14 protein-coding genes are annotated in these 15,412 nt (G+C 71.8%); 9 read left to right on the top strand and 5 right to left on the bottom strand.

From position 1 onward, the window contains the following. Window positions 1-46: 46 nt before the first annotated feature. Together PV734_RS11795 and PV734_RS11790 are read right to left on the bottom strand one after the other, a co-directional pair. Window positions 47-652, bottom strand: coding sequence for a hypothetical protein (locus PV734_RS11795; protein ID WP_319096585.1), 606 nt, complete (start codon window positions 650-652; stop codon window positions 47-49). A 56-nt stretch (window positions 653-708) separates the two neighbouring features. Then, window positions 709-1,383, bottom strand: a complete 675-nt coding sequence (locus PV734_RS11790; protein WP_319096586.1) for a bifunctional DNA primase/polymerase — start codon at window positions 1,381-1,383, stop codon at window positions 709-711. A gap of 612 nt (window positions 1,384-1,995) precedes the next feature. Here PV734_RS11790 and PV734_RS11785 point away from each other — a divergent pair. The 4 genes from PV734_RS11785 (at window position 1,996) to PV734_RS11770 (ending at window position 7,722) form a co-directional block, all read left to right on the top strand. Beyond that, window positions 1,996-3,411 carry a PP2C family protein-serine/threonine phosphatase gene (locus PV734_RS11785; RefSeq protein ID WP_319289414.1) on the top strand — a complete coding sequence of 472 codons (1,416 nt, stop codon included), beginning with the start codon at window positions 1,996-1,998 and terminating at the stop codon, window positions 3,409-3,411. 87 nt (window positions 3,412-3,498) lie between these two features. After that, on the top strand, window positions 3,499-4,965 hold the full coding sequence (locus tag PV734_RS11780; protein WP_319096589.1) for an aminopeptidase P family protein: 1,467 nt from the start codon (window positions 3,499-3,501) through the stop codon (window positions 4,963-4,965). A gap of 63 nt (window positions 4,966-5,028) precedes the next feature. Further along, complete coding sequence (locus PV734_RS11775; RefSeq protein WP_319289413.1) at window positions 5,029-6,420, top strand: PLP-dependent aminotransferase family protein; 1,392 nt, start codon at window positions 5,029-5,031, stop codon at window positions 6,418-6,420. 69 nt (window positions 6,421-6,489) lie between these two features. After that, the gene (locus tag PV734_RS11770; RefSeq protein WP_319096591.1) at window positions 6,490-7,722 is read left to right on the top strand and encodes an MFS transporter; all 1,233 of its coding nucleotides are present in this window, start codon (window positions 6,490-6,492) and stop codon (window positions 7,720-7,722) included. Here the strand turns inward: PV734_RS11770 and PV734_RS11765 are convergent. The 3 genes from PV734_RS11765 to PV734_RS11755 all read right to left on the bottom strand — a co-directional run bounded on the left by PV734_RS11765 (window position 7,697) and on the right by PV734_RS11755 (window position 10,059). Continuing rightward, a complete protein-coding gene (locus tag PV734_RS11765) occupies window positions 7,697-8,530 on the bottom strand; it encodes a triphosphoribosyl-dephospho-CoA synthase (protein ID WP_319096593.1) in 834 nt (277 codons plus the stop codon). The genes PV734_RS11770 and PV734_RS11765 overlap by 26 nt on opposite strands. 9 nt (window positions 8,531-8,539) lie before the next feature. Then, window positions 8,540-9,478 carry an intradiol ring-cleavage dioxygenase gene (locus PV734_RS11760; protein WP_319096594.1) on the bottom strand — a complete coding sequence of 313 codons (939 nt, stop codon included), beginning with the start codon at window positions 9,476-9,478 and terminating at the stop codon, window positions 8,540-8,542. Between the two features lie 95 nt (window positions 9,479-9,573). After that, window positions 9,574-10,059 (bottom strand): ATP-binding protein, encoded by a 486-nt coding sequence (locus tag PV734_RS11755; RefSeq protein WP_319096595.1) that lies wholly within the window; start codon window positions 10,057-10,059, stop codon window positions 9,574-9,576. Window positions 10,060-10,310: 251 nt separating this feature from the next. Between PV734_RS11755 and PV734_RS11750 the strand changes: the two genes are divergently transcribed. The 5 genes from PV734_RS11750 to PV734_RS11730 all read left to right on the top strand — a co-directional run bounded on the left by PV734_RS11750 (window position 10,311) and on the right by PV734_RS11730 (window position 15,406). Next, complete coding sequence (locus PV734_RS11750) at window positions 10,311-11,171, top strand: hypothetical protein (protein ID WP_319096597.1); 861 nt, start codon at window positions 10,311-10,313, stop codon at window positions 11,169-11,171. A gap of 186 nt (window positions 11,172-11,357) precedes the next feature. Further along, window positions 11,358-12,089 carry a YcnI family protein gene (locus PV734_RS11745; protein ID WP_319289412.1) on the top strand — a complete coding sequence of 244 codons (732 nt, stop codon included), beginning with the start codon at window positions 11,358-11,360 and terminating at the stop codon, window positions 12,087-12,089. A 122-nt stretch (window positions 12,090-12,211) separates the two neighbouring features. Next, window positions 12,212-12,865 carry an SCO family protein gene (locus PV734_RS11740; protein WP_319096603.1) on the top strand — a complete coding sequence of 218 codons (654 nt, stop codon included), beginning with the start codon at window positions 12,212-12,214 and terminating at the stop codon, window positions 12,863-12,865. A gap of 32 nt (window positions 12,866-12,897) precedes the next feature. Next, on the top strand, window positions 12,898-13,386 hold the full coding sequence (locus tag PV734_RS11735; protein ID WP_319289411.1) for a copper chaperone PCu(A)C: 489 nt from the start codon (window positions 12,898-12,900) through the stop codon (window positions 13,384-13,386). Window positions 13,387-13,405: 19 nt separating this feature from the next. Beyond that, a complete protein-coding gene (locus PV734_RS11730) occupies window positions 13,406-15,406 on the top strand; it encodes a copper resistance CopC/CopD family protein (protein ID WP_319289410.1) in 2,001 nt (666 codons plus the stop codon). The last annotated feature ends 6 nt before the right edge of the window (window positions 15,407-15,412 follow it).

The following is a 15,412-nucleotide window of genomic DNA, read 5'->3' as shown; positions in this document are numbered from 1 at the left end:
TTGCCCGGAGATTCGCGCAGCGTTCTGTACGGAACCGCGCCGCGCGTCAACTCCCCTCGGGCGCCCCGGAGTTGCTCCCCGAACGCAGCAACAGCGGCCCTTGTCCCGCTGCCGCCGCCCCTTCCGCCTCGTCCGTGGAATTCCCCGCCGCCGCGAACTCCGCGACCGCCGTGTACGCCCCCGGCTCACCCGCCGTGCGCTCCCGGGGCGTCTCGCACACCCCGGGCTCGTCCTCGGCACCCACCGCGCACCGCAGCTGCACGGTGTGGGAGTCGGGGCCCATGAGGCTCAGCACGGACACGAGTCCACGGCCGGTCGCATTGCGGTAGTAGGTGCGCGCCCAGGTCTCCTCCCCCTGCGACAGGACACAGGTCTGCGCCTCGATGCCGTCGGGGGAGGTGAGTTCGGGACCGCAGCGGGCGGCTGTGGCGAGCCCCAGACCGAGCAGCGGGGAACCGGTGGGATCGGCGGCAGGGTCGGCGGCCTCTCGGGCCTTGTCGTCCGCGGGGCCCTCCTGAGGACCTGCCTCGGGCGTCAGGGAGAGAAGGGCGTCGCGGTCCGCGTCGCCCACGGGCCCCGCGGACGCCACGGCCAGCGGCAGGGCGACCGTGAGCGCCACGACGCCCGAGAGCGCGAGCAGACGGAGGTTCATGGAGGTGAACATAACGACAGGGGACGGGCGCCCGGTTGCCCGCGCGCCCGACACCCCTACAACTCGGGCGCGCTCACACCCGTACGAGTGAGGGCCTCGACCACGGCGTCCACCACGGCCTCGACATCGGGCAGCCAGGGCGAGGCCGAGCCGGGCAGCGGTGCCCGCTCCCAGCGGACCTGACCGTGGCCGGTCTCGGACGGCGGCAGGGCGATGTAACCGCCCTCACTGTGGAAGCGGAGCGAGCCCGGCACGAAGTCCTTCGCGTACAGCAGTTCGCCCAGCTGTTCCATCGTGTACGGCTTCACGAGCAGCGACCAGCGGGTGGGACCCGCGACGACCGGCCCCAGGCGCATGCCCTTGCGGTCCAGGGCGTCGAGGGCGCGGGCCGCGGCCGGGGCCGGCAGGCTGACCGCGCACGGAGCCGCGCCGCCGGTGGCGAGGATGATGGGAGCCGTCGGCCGGTTCGTCCACCACCAGCGCACCATGCGCTCGTCGGTGGTCGCCGCCAGCAGACCGGGTTCGAACGGGTGAGCGCCGGGGACCGTGCACTCCGGATCGGGGCAGCCGCAACGAGCGCGCCCCTGTGGATCCGGTGCCACGCCCGGGAGTACGGGCCACTGCCATCCGGCCGCGAACGTCAGAGCCGCGCCGAGCACCTCAGGCTTCCCGCCGTCACGCCGGGACAGGAGCCTGCGTCGCCTTCCGAGCCTTCCGAGGATCTCGCGCATGAGCGCTCGTTCCTTTCCGTTGCACGCCTGGCAACACCGTGGGCCACATCACACCATGTGTCGATCACTTCACTGTGCGTACCTTCTGGCGCATCCCGACCTGCGGGAGGCAAGGGGCAGCCCCCTTGTTGTGCGCCGAGCGCCGAGCGTTGGCTTCGTCCGCGTCCATACTGCGTTCATCAAAAGCATGGGCATGGCGCGGGGTGGCGGAGTCTGGCGTTTTGCGTCCCGCGTATTTCTCTCCGCCTCCGCCAGGGGAGGATGGGACACGGCCGTCGGTGGTTAAGACGCCCGGGTCCGTCGCCAGGTTCCGGGTGGTTGGACAACCACCCCCGGCCTTCACCGAGTACGTACCCACCAAGACCGCTGTGACGCTCCGTCGAACCAGGCCAGTCGACCTCAATAACCCGCTACCCGAGTCAGTTTTAGGCCAACTTTGCTTTTCCGCAAGGGGACCACGGCGAACCCATGGACACCAGGAATCCCGGCAGGACAATGCTGGACATCCCCTCACGAGTGCGTGTACATGTGGAGACACTGCTAGCGGCGCAGAATCACATGGGGGTTTGCGATGCTATTGAGCAATAAGAGCCGGTCGAAAGGCCGGACGCCATGAACGCCCCTCACCTCCCGAAAGTGGCTGGAATCGACGCCACGGTTCCCTCGCCCGCACACACTGTCGCGCCCGCGCCCGTACTTCCGGACACCCCAGCGGACGCACCCGCGCTGACCTGCCCGAACGGCCCCGGCGTCCTGCTTCAGGACCGCCTCGCCGGTTGGGTGTCCGACCTCACAACCCTGCACGAGCTCACCGAACGGCTGGCCCGCACGGCGGCACTCGCCGACGCACTGCAGGAGCTGCTGCACGCCGGAGCCGCCCTCGTGGGCGCCCGGCGCGGTCTCGTCGTCCTGGAACCCGGCGACGGACTCGGCCCCGACACCACCATCGGCCTGGGGCTGGCCCGCGCGGACCTCGGGCACATCGAGACGATCCCGCGCGGCGCCATGCCGTACGGGCAGCTCCTCGACACGGCCGCCGGTCTGCCCGGCGGCGAGAGCGAAATCACACACCCGGACCTCCTCGCCGAGGACGGTCTCGACCCCCGTCACCGCGAGGTGGCCGCCCGTCTCGGCTACGCGGCGAGCTACGCGCTCCCCCTGTCCACGGAGTCGGCGGGCCGCCTCGGCGCGGCCGTCTGGCTGTACGACGAGCCCGCGGAGCCGGTCGAACGGCAACGGCATCTCGTCGGCCTGTACGCGCGGTTCGCGACCGAGCACCTGGCCCGGCTGGTCGAAGTGGAGCGCACGCGCGCGTGCGTGCGCACGATCGCCGAGGAGCTGCTGCCCGCCAGGCTGCCCCGGACGGCCGGCGTCCAGCTCGCCGCCCGGCACCGCACCGGTCCGCGCGGGGGCGGCGACTGGTACGACGCGCTGCCGCTCCCGGACGCCGCCCTCGGTCTGGCCGTGGGCGCGGTGACCGGCTCCGGACCGAGCGCCATCGCGGCGATGGGCCGGCTGCGGGCCTCCCTGCGCGCGTACGCCGTGATGGAGGGCGAGGACCCGGTGGCGGTCCTCTCCGACCTGGAGCTGCTGCTGAGGCTCACGGAGCCGGCCCGCTGCGCCACAGCTCTGTTCGCCTACTGCGAGCCCGCGCTGCGCAAGGTCACGCTGGCCGGCGCCGGGCACTGTCCGCCCCTGCTGATCGGCGAGCGGCGCACGGAGTTCGTGGAGACCACCGTGTCGGCACCGCTCGGGATGCTCGCCTGCTGGGAGGCGCCCAGCGTGGAGTTCCGTACCGAGCCCGGAGAGACGGTTCTGCTGTACACCGACGGGTTGCTGCACCGGACCGGCGAGCCCGTGGACCGGGCCTTCTCCCGGCTGCACGCGGCGGCGGCGAGCGTCCCCCGGCAGCTGCGGGACGACGCGGGCGCGATCGCGGACCATGTCCTGCGGAGCATGCTGCCGGACGGGCTGGACGCGTCGGACGGTCAGGAGGACGTCGTACTGCTGTCGGCGCGGTTCGAGTGAGCCGCCGGTCGTCCCGCGCACCTGAGGGCCCCGCCTCGTACGACCGTACGATGGGCGGGGTCCAGTGCCGTATCTAGGAGGATGACCGTGGCGGACGAGCTCAATCCGGCGATCCCGGAGACTGAGACCGAGCCCGAAGAGCCGATCAAGCAGCGGAAGAACGGCCTGTACCCGGGCGTGTCCGACGAGCTGGCCGAGAGCATGAAGTCCGGCTGGGCCGACACCGAGCTGACGGGCCTGGAGCCCATCGCTCAGGCCGGTCACACCGCCGCCCGCCGCGCCGCGCTCTCCGCGCGCTTCCCGGGCGAGCGCCTGGTGATCCCGGCGGGCAACCTGAAGACGCGTTCGAACGACACGGAGTATCCCTTCCGCGCCTCGGTCGAATACGCGTACCTGACCGGTAACCAGACCGAGGACGGCGTGCTCGTCCTGGAGCCCGTCACCGGTGGTCACAAGGCGACGATCTACCTCCTCCCGCGCTCCGACCGCGAGAACGGTGAGTTCTGGCTCTCCGGACAGGGTGAGCTGTGGGTCGGGCGCCGGCATTCACTCACCGAGGCCGAACAGGTGTACGGCATTCCGGCATCGGACGTGCGCGAGCTGGCCGGCAGGCTCAGGGAGTCCACCGGGCCGGTCCGGGTCGTACGTGGATTCGACGCCGGTATCGAGGCCGCCCTGACCGACAAGGTCACCGCCGAGCACGACGACGAACTGCGGGTCTTCCTCTCCGAGGCGCGGCTGGTCAAGGACGAGTTCGAGATCGGCGAGCTGCAGAAGGCCGTCGACTCGACGGTGCGCGGGTTCGAGGACGTCGTGAAGGTCCTCGACAAGGCCGAGGCGACCTCCGAGCGGTACATCGAGGGCACCTTCTTCCTCCGCGCGCGCGTGGAGGGCAACGACGTCGGCTACGGCTCCATCTGCGCGGCCGGCCCGCACGCCTGCACGCTCCACTGGGTGCGCAACGACGGGGCCGTGCGCTCCGGCGAACTGCTGCTGCTGGACGCGGGCGTCGAGACACACACGTACTACACGGCCGACGTCACCCGGACACTGCCGATCAACGGCACGTACACCGAGATCCAGAAGAAGATCTACGACGCGGTGTACGACGCCCAGGAGGCCGGTATCGCGGCCGTGCGGCCCGGCGGCAAGTACCGCGACTTCCACGACGCGGCGCAGCGGGTGCTGGCCGAGCGGATCGTGGAGTGGGGGCTTGTCGAGGGGCCCGTGGAGCGGGTGCTGGAGCTGGGGTTGCAGCGGAGGTGGACGCTGCACGGCACCGGGCACATGCTCGGCATGGACGTTCACGACTGTGCCGCGGCACGGGTGGAGTCCTATGTCGACGGGACGTTGGAGCCGGGGATGGTGCTGACCGTCGAGCCCGGGCTGTACTTCCAGGCTGATGATCTGACCGTGCCTGTGGAGTATCGGGGTATCGGGGTGCGGATCGAGGACGACATCCTGGTGACGGAGTCCGGGAACCGGAATCTGTCGGACGGGCTTCCTCGGCGATCCGATGAAGTTGAGGCTTGGATGGCCTCCCTGAAGAGCTGATCTTTCGTCTGCGGGTGGTTCGTGGCTGGTCGCGCAGTTCCCCGCGCCCCTGGGCATGTCGGTGTGGACCTGCATCTTGAGTTCGCCGTCGGTGAAGGGCGCCGTGGCGGGCTTGAGCGTGCTCTGCGTGATGCCGTTCGGGACGGGCGGCTCGCGCCCGGTGCCTTGCTGCCCGCCACTCGGCGGCTTGCCGACGAGTTGGGGGTCTCGCGGGGGACCGTGAAGGCGGCCTACGACCAGCTTGTCGCCGAGGGGTATCTCACCGCTCGGCAGGGGGCCGGCACGCAGGTCGCCGCGTTGCCCTCTGCCGGTGCCGAGCCCGCGGAGGTGGCGACACGCGCGCGTGCGCCCCGTTTCGACCTGCGGCCCGGGAGCCCGGACGTCGGGACGTTCCCGGCGGACGCCTGGCTGCGGGCGCTGCGCCGGGCCATCGCGACGGCGCCCTCCCCGGCGTACGACTACGGCGACCCGCGCGGCCGGATCGAGCTGCGTACGGCGCTGTCGGGCTATCTGGGACGGGCCCGCGGGGTGCTCGCGCCACCGGAGCGGATCGTGATCACCTCCGGGTACGTCCAGGGGCTCTCGCTCCTCACGCGCGTGCTTGACGGCGCCGCGATCGCCATGGAGGACCCGGGGCTGCCGTTCCACCGGGAGGTCGTACGGCGGGCCGGCGGGCGGGTCGTACCGGTGGGCGTCGACGAGCGGGGCGCCCGCGTCGAAGAGTTGTCCGGCCCCCACGAGGTCTCCGCGGTCGTCGTCACGCCCGCCCATCAGTACCCGACCGGCGTGACCCTGCACCCGGAGCGGCGGCGGGCGCTCACCGACTGGGCACGCGCGCGTGACGGGCTGATCGTCGAGGACGACTACGACGGGGAGTTCCGCTACGACAGACAGCCCGTCGGCGCTCTTCAGGGCATGGCCCCGGGACAGGTCGCCTACATCGGCACCGCTTCCAAGACGCTCGGGCCCGCCCTGCGCCTGGGCTGGATGGTGCTGCCCCCGCATCTCGTCGACGCGGTCGCCGACGTCAAGCTGCACAGCGACCACCACACCGAGACCATCGGCCAGCTGGCCCTCGCCGAACTGATCACCAGCCACGCGTACGACCGGCACGTGCGCGCGTGCCGCCTGCGGTACCGGCGCCGCCGGGACCGGCTCGTCAACCTGCTGGGCGCCCGCCGGGACGTGCGGGGGATCGCGGCGGGGCTGCACGCCCTGGTGGAGGTGGCCGACGAGGCGGAGGTCCGGGCCCGGGCCGAGGAGGCCGGGCTCGCGGTCGGGTACCTCGGGGAGCACTGGCACGTGCCGGGGACCGTGGCCTCGGCAGGGCGCGCGCAGGGGCTGGTCGTGGGGTACGGGACGCCTCGGGAAGGGGTCTACGAGGAGGCGTTGGCCGTGCTCGGGCGGGTTCTGGAGGGTTCGGGAGGGGTTCTGGGCGCGGGTAGCCGGGGATGAGATTGGGCCACAAAAAGTCGTGACTATTGGGCCTGCCGATCGGTCCACCGTGCTTCTAGCGTCGTCTGTATGACCAACTCCCTCGTCCCGCCCGCAGGCCCGCAGCGTGTGCTCGCCCTGGCCCAGCTGACCAACTCGGTCGGCGACGGGGCGTACTACGTCACCTCCGCCCTCTACTTCACCCACGTCGTCGGACTCGCCCCCGCGCGCGTGGGGCTCGGGCTGACGCTCGCCTGGGCGGTCGGTTCGCTGGTCGGGGTGCCCCTCGGGCGGCTCGCCGACCGGCGCGGGGCGCGCGGGACCGCGGTACTGCTGGCGCTCGCCACCGGGGCCGCGGTGGCGTCCTTCCTGGTCGTGCGTGGCTTCGTGCCGTTCGTGATCGCGGCCTGTGCCTACGCGTCCGCGCAGTCGGGGCTCGCGGCGGCCCGGCAGGCGCTGCTCGCCGGGCTGGTGACGGCCGGGGACCGCACGCGGCTGCTCGCGCACCTCCAGTCCACGCTCAACGCCGGTCTGGCGGTGGGCGCCGGGCTCGGCGGGCTCGCGCTGAGCGCCGGGACGCGGGCGGCGTATCTCGGGGTGTTCGCACTGGACGCGGTGAGCTTCCTGGTCTGTGCGGGACTGCTGCTGCGGCTGCCGTCGGTGGCGCCCGTCGCGGCGGTGAGGTCGCCGGGGCTCGGCGTGCTGCGCGACCGGCCCTACGTCGTCGTGACCCTGCTCAACACCGTGCTGCTGCTGCGCATGCCGCTGCTCAGCCTCGGGATCCCGCTGTGGATCACCGAGCGGACCGACGCTCCCGCCTGGGTCGTCTCCGCGCTGTTCGTGCTCAACACCGGCGCGGTGATGGTGTTCCAGGTGCGGATGGCGCGCGGGGTGACGGGGCTCGGGTCGGCCACGCGCGCGGTACGGCGCTCCGGTTGGGTGATGCTCGCGGCGTGCGCGGTGTTCGCCCTGTCCGCCGGGGTGGGGCCCTGGGTGGGCGTCGGTGTCCTGGTGGTCGGCGCGGTGCTTCAGGTCGTCGCCGAGATGGGTCAGTCGGCGGGATCCTGGCAGCTGTCGTTCGATCTGGCCCCGGCCGACCGGGTCGGCGAGTACCAGGGCTTCTTCGGCACCGGCGTCACCGTGGCCCGTACCGCGGGGCCCCTCGTCCTCACCACTCTGCTGGTGAGCTGGGGGACCCCGGGATGGCTGCTGCTGGGCGGGGTCACGCTGGTGGCGTCGTACGCCATGGGGCCAGCTGCCCGGAAGGCGGCCGCCGCCGGCCCGGCCGACGCGGCTGTCAGGCGGCCCGTGTCAGTGAGCTGACCGGCAGCGAGTCCAGGAACAGGGCCCCCGCGAAGAGCCCGGCGCTGCCGCGGGGGCTCCACGCGCGCGCGTGGAGGTCGTCGTCGAGGGCAGCCAGAGCCTCGGCGCCCGCTTCCGTCGACGTGCCGCCCGCTTCCAGGACTCCGCGGGCGCCCGCCTGGACATGGCGCAGGCCGTGCGGGCCCGCCGTGTACAGCAACTCGGTGTCCTGGAGCGTCGACATGACGGTCAGCAGAGCGTCGAGGCGGGCCTGCGCCTCCGTCGCGCCGGTCGAACGGGCGACGGTCAGCGCGTCCAACGCCCGCCGTATGTGCGGGAATCCGGCCCGCGCCTCGCCCCGGGCGCCGGCCGCGCCGTACTTCGCCGACACCGAGGAGCCCCTGGAGGGTCTGCGCGGGGCTCGTTTGTCGGGGTGGGAGGCGATCCGCTTGGCGGCCGCGGCGACGTCGAGCGCCTTGGCCCGGGGGTCCAGGGCGGCTGCCGCGACCAGCAGGCCGAGCGCCCACAGGGCGCCCCGGTGGCCGCCGCCCGCGAGCCCCACCGAGTGCTCGGTGGACCGGCCGATGGCGCCCAGTTCCGTACGGAGCCCGGGCGTCGGTTCGCCGGTGCGGCGGGCCGCGGCGGCCATCGCCGTGAGGCCGGGCGCGAGCGCCTTGGCCGACCAGCGCAGGGCGAGTTGGTCCCGGCGCGTGACGCGGGCGTCGAGATCGCGCGGGTCGGGCAGGCCCGGCTTGGGAGCCAGGGCCAGCTGTCCGGTCAGCGCGTCCACGGCGGCGAGCGCCAGCGTTTCGTCCTCACGGCTGCTCATGGCCGTACCTTACGAGGACGCCGACGCGGACGGGGAGGCGCTGTCGCTCGGTGCGTCCGTCGGCGGCTCACCGCTCGGGGGCGTACCGCCGCCTCCACCACCGCCCGCGCCGGTGTTCTCGGCGTCCGGGTCGATACCCAGGGTGATGAAGCCCTTGTAGCCCTTGGAGACGTCCTTCTTGTGGACCGGCTTCAGGGTGAGCAGACCGCTGGAGGCGCCTCCGCCGTCGTACACCATGTCGTTGTCGAGGGTGGTGTAGCTGCCGGAGTGCTTCGAATAGGGCTCCAGGGCGAAGATGCCCTCGGCCGCGTCGTCGGGGAAGAACAGCTGGCCGGTGTAGTTGACCGTGCCGCCCTCGTAGGTGCCGTCCTCCTTCTGGCCGCCGGTGTGGACCTTGAGGTGGATGTGGCAGGTACGTGGCGTGTACCAGCCGGGGAAGATCGTCTCGAACTTGACGACCCCGTTGGCGTTGGCGATCTGGTAACCGCGCAGGTAGGTGTTGTCGTTCGCGCTGGAACCGTCCTCGCTCTCGGCGGGCGCCGAGCCGCCGGGGTTGGCGGTGGTGTAGCCGGAGTAGTAGCCCCAGGCGTCGCAGTGCCAGATCTCCACGGCCGCGCCCGCGACCGGGGCGCAGGACTCGGTGGTGTCCTGGACAGTGATCCGCAGCGTCAGCGGGACGCCGGACTTGCCCTCGGTGATGTCCTTTCGCACCAGCGCGTTGTCGAGGTAGTACGGCCCCTCCGTCACGCTCGACATGAGCACGCAGGTGCCGCTGCTCTCGCTCGCGGTGGCGGAGGCCGTGGCGTCGTCGGTGGCCGTGGTCGTCGCCTCGTCCGCGAACGCCGACTGGTAGCCCGCGACCACGAGTCCGCCGGCGGCGACCGTGCCTCCGGTCACCGCGAGGGCGCGGCGCCGGGTGATCGAAGTGTCCTTGTGGTTTCCCGTCATGACCAGGAAATTAGGGACGCCGTCCGTCAGGAACGTGAGCGTGGGCTGTGAGCGGCCTGAGAGTGCCCGCCCTCGGGGGAAGGGGGAGCACCGGATCACACCGCCATCAGGGGCGCGCCCTTCTGCCACTTGAGGATCTTGTCGAAGCTGACCACCGCGCCGCCCCGGCCCGGCTTGTTGCCGATGGTGACGTGGTCGGCGAGTTCCTCGATCAGCGACAGACCCCGGCCGTTCTCCGCGTCGTACGGGACGGCTGCCACGGGTACCGGCCGACGCGGCGCCTCCTGGAGCGCCGGACCCGCCGAGGCCGTCGGAAAGCCGGGACCCGAGTCGGTGACCTCGATGCGGCACTTCTCCCCGTCGAGGTACGCGGTGACGTGATAGGCCCCGCGGGAGTCGTCGTACCCGGTGTCCCCGCCGTGCTCGACGGCGTTCGCGCAGGCCTCGCTGAGCGCGACGGAGAGGTCGTAGGAGATGTCGGGATCGACGCCCGCCGTCTCCATGGTGCCCAGCAGCAGACGTCTGGCGAGCGGGACGCTCGCCGCCTCACGTCGAAGATGGAGTGACCACCAGATGCTCATGCTCCAGCCTCCAGGCCGCGGCTCGACATACCTGTACGTATTGCCGCGAGTGGCGGTGTGTAAGCACGCAGTTGACGTGATGCCGCCCATACGGCGGATGCACCGGGGGCTGCAATCGGTGTATGTAGTGCATCAACTGACAGAAGCGGTCTTCCGGTTGTACTCGGTTTTACATGGCGGTATCAGGCCGTATTCCGCCTTGCGGACCTGCCGTACGGGTGCCGTGGGGCCAGTGCGATGATGAGCCCGCCATGACTGCCCGCCGCCGGCGCACAGCGCCCTCCGGAAGCACTCTCCGGATGCTGAGGGCCGCGGTGTTCGCCGCGGTCTGTGTCGTGCTGGCCGGGGCCGGTCACGCCTTCGCCTCCTGTGCCGCCGTTCCGCTGTGGACCCTGTTCGCCGGTTTTCTCGGGGTCCTCGCGTGCGCGGCACCCCTCGCCGGACGGACCCGCTCGCTGCCCGGCATCGTCGCCCTGCTGGCCGTCGGCCAGACCGTCCTGCACACCCTGTTCGGGCTGGGGCAGCACATGACGTCCACAGCGTCGGCCTCCCCGGCCGCCGCGACGGACCCCACCCTGGTCGCACGGGCCGCCCGGCTGCTGTGCGGCGTGCCGCTCGCGGCGATCAGCCCGGCCCAGGCCCAGCGGATCCTCGCCGACGCGCGGATCAGTACGGGCGGCGGCACGGGCGGCGGTACAGGGGCGGGTGCCGCCGGCGGGGCGGGCATGGACATGGGGTCCATGGGCCACACCACGGACGCCCTCGCGTCCGCCGGGTCCGTCTCCGCCCTGCTGCCGACGCTGCCGATGCTGCTCGGTCACCTCCTCGCGGCGGTCGCCACCGGCTGGCTGCTGCGCCGCGGAGACCTTGCCCTGCTGCGGCTGATGCGGCTGTCGGCGCACGGCGTGGCCGAAGGGGCGCTCATACGATCCCTGCGCGGGGCGCTCGCGCTGGCGCACGCACTTCGCACGGGCCTTCCGGCTACGCCCGGTACGGCGTCGCACGCACCGCGCGCGTGGACCCTCGTATCCCCGCGGCCGTCCGCCACCGCGCTCCAGCACACGGTGATCCGGCGTGGTCCGCCCGCCTCCTCGCTCGTGCTCGCCGCCTGACACGACGCGACCGCTCCCCGTCCGCTCCCAGGGTCTTCTGATCCGAGGGTCCGAGGGCCGGAGAGAGGGCCGCCGTCGTGCGGCACGCGCGCGTGTGCACCGTTTCGCACGCGCCTCCCTCTTCCTCTCCGACGCGCCGGACTCCCCGGCACGTCGGACCTCACCCGAAGTGGAGCGCCTTCCGTCATGAAGGTTTCCCGTATCGCCGCCGCCGGCGCCCTCGCCGGTGCCACCGTCCTCGTCCTCTCCGGCCCCGCCTTCGCGCACGTCAGCGTCTCGGCGGAGGGCGCCGCCGCCAAGGGCGGCTACGCGACCGTCAACTTCAAGGTGCCGAACGAGCGCGACAACGCCTCGACCACCAAGCTGGAGGTCAGCTTCCCGGCCGACCACCCGCTCGCCTCGGTGATGCCGCAGCCGATCGACGGCTGGTCCGTCAAGGTCACCAAGTCCAAGCTGGCCAAGCCTCTTGAGATGCACGGCGAGAAGATCTCCGAGGCCGTCTCCAAGGTCACCTGGACCGCCACCGGCAAGGGCGTCGAGCCCGGCTTCTTCCAGAAGTTCCCGCTCTCCCTCGGCCAGTTGCCGGAGGACACCGACAAGCTCGTCTTCAAGGCGCTCCAGACGTACTCCAACAAGGAGGTCGTCCGGTGGATCGAGGTCCAGGAGGACGGCGCGGAGGAGCCCGACAACCCCGCTCCGGTGCTGGCGCTGTCCGCCGCCACCGAGGACCACCACGGTGGCTCCTCGGCCGCCGAGGAGCCCGCCGAGCAGGCCGCCGCGAAGACCACGACCACGGTCGCCGAGCCCGCCGACAGCAGCGACACCACCGCGCGCGTGCTGGGCGTCGTGGGCATCGTCGTCGGGGTCGCGGGGGTGGCGTTCGGCGTGCTGGCCGGCCGTCGTCGCACCACCGTCTGACCCGCGCTCACCTCCGGTGCGCGCCGGGGGCGTGCGGTTGTCCCGTACGCCCCCGGCCGTCCGGCGCACCCCCTGGGTGCGCACCGCACCTCCCACGCACACCACCTCCAGGACATCGCCCTATGCGCAAGAAGCTGTTCGCCGCCTCCGCCCTGCTCGTCGCGGCCACCCTGACCCTCTCCGCCTGTGGCAGCGGTGACGACTCCAGCCAGTCCGTCGCCGATGTCTCCGTCGAGGCCGGCTCGGACAAGGCGGCCACGATCCTCGATCAGCCGTTCGAGAAGCCCGACCTCGTCCTCACCGACACCCACGGCAAGAAGTACGACCTCCGTGCGGAGACCAAGGGCCGGCCCACGCTCATCTACTTCGGCTACACCAACTGCCCCGACGTCTGCCCGCTGACGATGAGCAACATCGCCGTCGCCAAGAAGCAGCTGTCCAGGGCCGACCAGGACAAGCTCCGCATCGTGTTCGTCACCACCGACCCGAAGCGGGACACCCCGGCCGCGCTCGGCAAGTGGCTCAAGGGCATCGACCCCCAGGTCGTCGGTCTGACCGGGGACTTCGCCACCATCCAGGCGGGCGCCCGCACCCTCGGCATCTCCATCGAGCCGACGTCGAAGGACAAGAACGGCAAGACGATCTCGATGCACGGCACCCAGGTCATCGTGTTCTCCCCGAAGACCGACGGCGGTTACGTGCTGTACGGCGAGGACGCCACCGTCGACGACTACATCAAGGACCTCCCCAAGATCATCAAGGGGCAGAACCCGTGAGGCGCCCGAAATCCGTGAGGCCTGTGAGACCCGTGAGGTCTGTGAGGCTTCCCGCCCTGACGGCGGCCACGCTGCTGGCCGGAGCGCTCGCCCTTACCGGGTGCGGGAGTTCGGAGTCCGGGTCCGACGACGACAGCGCGGGCGCGGGCGCAGGCCTGTCCGTCGGCTCCGCCTACATGCCCCAGCCGGTCTCGGACTCCATGGCGGCCGGGTTCCTCGTCATCACCAACAAGGGCGCCACCGGTGACGTACTCACCCGCGTCACCAGCGACGTCGCGGGCGATGTCACCGTGCACAAGACCGTCGGGCAGACCATGGAGGAGGCCGAGCGCCTCGCCATCCCGGCCCACGGCGAACTCGCCCTGAGGAGCGGCGGCGACCATCTGATGTTCGAGCAGCTCAAGCGCAAGCCGCGCGAGGGTGAGAAGGTCGCCGTCCAGCTGCACTTTGCCAAAACCCCGCCGATCACCGTCGAGATGCCGGTGAAGTCCGCGACGTACAACCCGAAGACCGGACACTGAGACCGAGGGAGGGATCACCGTGACACAGACCATCGCCCCGCGCGTGCGGCCCCTGGTGCTGCTGTTCCTCGCGGTCGCCGCCGCGCTGCTCGCCGCTCTGGCCGGCGCCACGCCGGTCTCCGCACACGCCGCGCTCACCGGCAGTACCCCGCAGCAGGGTGTGGTGGTCGACAAGGCCCCGGCCCAGGTGACGCTGACCTTCTCCGAGAAGGTCGCGCTGTCCGACGGCGCGTTCCGCGTGCTCGACCCCAAGGGCAAGCGCGTCGACACCGGCAAGGCGACCGAGCTGAGCGGCACGACCTACGCCGTGCCGCTCCACTCCGGGCTGCCCGACGGCACGTTCACCGTCGCCTACCAGGTCGTCTCGGCGGACAGCCACCCCGTCGCCGGCGCCTTCACGTTCTCCATCGGCGCCCCCTCCGTCACCACCGTCTCGGTCTCCGACCAGTCGGCCGGGGGCGGAGTCGTCGGCGCCCTCTACGGCTTCGGCCGGTATGTCTCGTACGCGGGCTTCATCGTCATGGTCGGCGGCGCCGCCTTCGTGCTCGCCTGCTGGCAGCGCGGCTCCGGCGTACGGGCGCTGCAGCGGCTCGTCGTCTCCGGGTGGCTCGCGATGACGGCGGCCACGCTCGCGCTGCTGCTGATGCGCGGCTCGTACACCGGCTCCGGCAAGGTCGGTGGCATCTTCGACCTGGGCCTCCTCGGCAATGTCCTCCAGACCAAGACGGGGGCCGCCCTCGTCTCCCGGCTGCTGCTGCTCGCGGCGGGCGCGCTGTTCATCGCGGTCCTCTTCGGGGCGTACGCCAGGCCCGGGGACGACGAGACGGACGTGGCCGAGACCGAGGGCGAGTCCGACATCGAGCCCGACGACGGCTCCGCCAGACGGGACCTCACCTTCGGGCTCGCCATCGGCGGCGGGGTCGTGGCGATCGGGCTGGCCGCCACCTGGGCGCTGGCCGAACACGCCTCCACCGGCCTCCAGCCCAACATCGCGATGCCCGTCGACGTCATCCACCTGGTGGCCGTCGCCGTCTGGCTCGGCGGGCTCTCGGCACTCCTGGTCGCCCTGTTCCGGGCGCCAGCGGACACCCCGATCGAGGGTTCGGCCGTACGCCGTTTCTCCCGCGTCGCCTTCGGCAGCGTGCTGGCACTCGTCGCGACCGGCGTCTACCAGTCGTGGCGCCAGCTCGGCTCCTGGTCGGCGCTCACCGACACGTCGTACGGACAGCTGCTGCTCGTCAAGATCGGCCTGGTGATCGTCCTCGTCGGCATCGCCTACATCTCGCGCCGCTGGACAGCCCAGCTGCCGGAGACCGCCGCGATCACGGCAGCGGCAGACGCAGACACGGCGGACGAGGCCGGCGCCGACCCCGAGAAGGAACCGGTCGGTGCCTCGGCCGCCGGAGGCTCGGACGCCAAGCGGGCCGCCCAGCTCGCCCGGCAGCGGGCCGCCGTCGACACCGCGACGGCGAAACGGCTGCGCGACGCCGACCCGCCTCGCTCGGGGCTGCGCCGCTCGGTGCTGGCCGAGGCGGGTGTCGCCGTCGTCCTGCTCGCCGTCACGACCGTGCTGACATCCACCGAGCCGGGCCGTACGGAGGAGGACGTCAAGGCCGCCGCCGCGTCCTCTTCCTCGTCGTCCTCGTCCTCCTCTTCCTCCTCGGATTCCGAGGGGGCAGGCGCGCTGACCCTGGACATGCCCTTCGACACCGGTGGCCAGGACGGCAAGGGCGTCGTCCGGCTCGACATCAACCCCGCGCGCGTCGGCGGCAACGTCATGCACGTGTACGTGGAACGGCCCAACGGCAGAGCGTTCGACGTGCCCGAGGTGAAGGTCGCCTTCACCCTCACCGCCAAGAACCTCGGACCGCTGACCGTGAACCCGGACCACCTCACGACAGGCCACTGGACGGCGAACGAGGTCCAGATCCCCATGGCCGGCGACTGGAAGATCGCCGTGACCGTGCGGACCTCCGACATCGACCAAGTGACCGTCGACAAGAACGCGCAGATCGGCTGAACCGCA

The organism is Streptomyces sp. AK08-02, from assembly GCF_033795085.1.
In the GTDB taxonomy this organism is placed as follows: domain Bacteria; phylum Actinomycetota; class Actinomycetes; order Streptomycetales; family Streptomycetaceae; genus Streptomyces; species Streptomyces echiniscabiei.
This window is presented reverse-complemented; position numbering and strand designations above follow the sequence as displayed.

Coding starts and splice junctions, on each gene's coding strand:
- PV734_RS11795 (WP_319096585.1), bottom strand. CDS start 652: ATGAACCTCCGTCTGCTCGCGCTCTCGGGCGTCGTGGCGCTCACGGTC.
- PV734_RS11750 (WP_319096597.1), top strand. CDS start 10,311: ATGACTGCCCGCCGCCGGCGCACAGCGCCCTCCGGAAGCACTCTCCGG.
- PV734_RS11765 (WP_319096593.1), bottom strand. CDS start 8,530: ATGAGCAGCCGTGAGGACGAAACGCTGGCGCTCGCCGCCGTGGACGCG.
- PV734_RS11740 (WP_319096603.1), top strand. CDS start 12,212: ATGCGCAAGAAGCTGTTCGCCGCCTCCGCCCTGCTCGTCGCGGCCACC.
- PV734_RS11790 (WP_319096586.1), bottom strand. CDS start 1,383: ATGCGCGAGATCCTCGGAAGGCTCGGAAGGCGACGCAGGCTCCTGTCC.
- PV734_RS11760 (WP_319096594.1), bottom strand. CDS start 9,478: ATGACGGGAAACCACAAGGACACTTCGATCACCCGGCGCCGCGCCCTC.
- PV734_RS11785 (WP_319289414.1), top strand. CDS start 1,996: ATGAACGCCCCTCACCTCCCGAAAGTGGCTGGAATCGACGCCACGGTT.
- PV734_RS11745 (WP_319289412.1), top strand. CDS start 11,358: ATGAAGGTTTCCCGTATCGCCGCCGCCGGCGCCCTCGCCGGTGCCACC.
- PV734_RS11770 (WP_319096591.1), top strand. CDS start 6,490: ATGACCAACTCCCTCGTCCCGCCCGCAGGCCCGCAGCGTGTGCTCGCC.
- PV734_RS11755 (WP_319096595.1), bottom strand. CDS start 10,059: ATGAGCATCTGGTGGTCACTCCATCTTCGACGTGAGGCGGCGAGCGTC.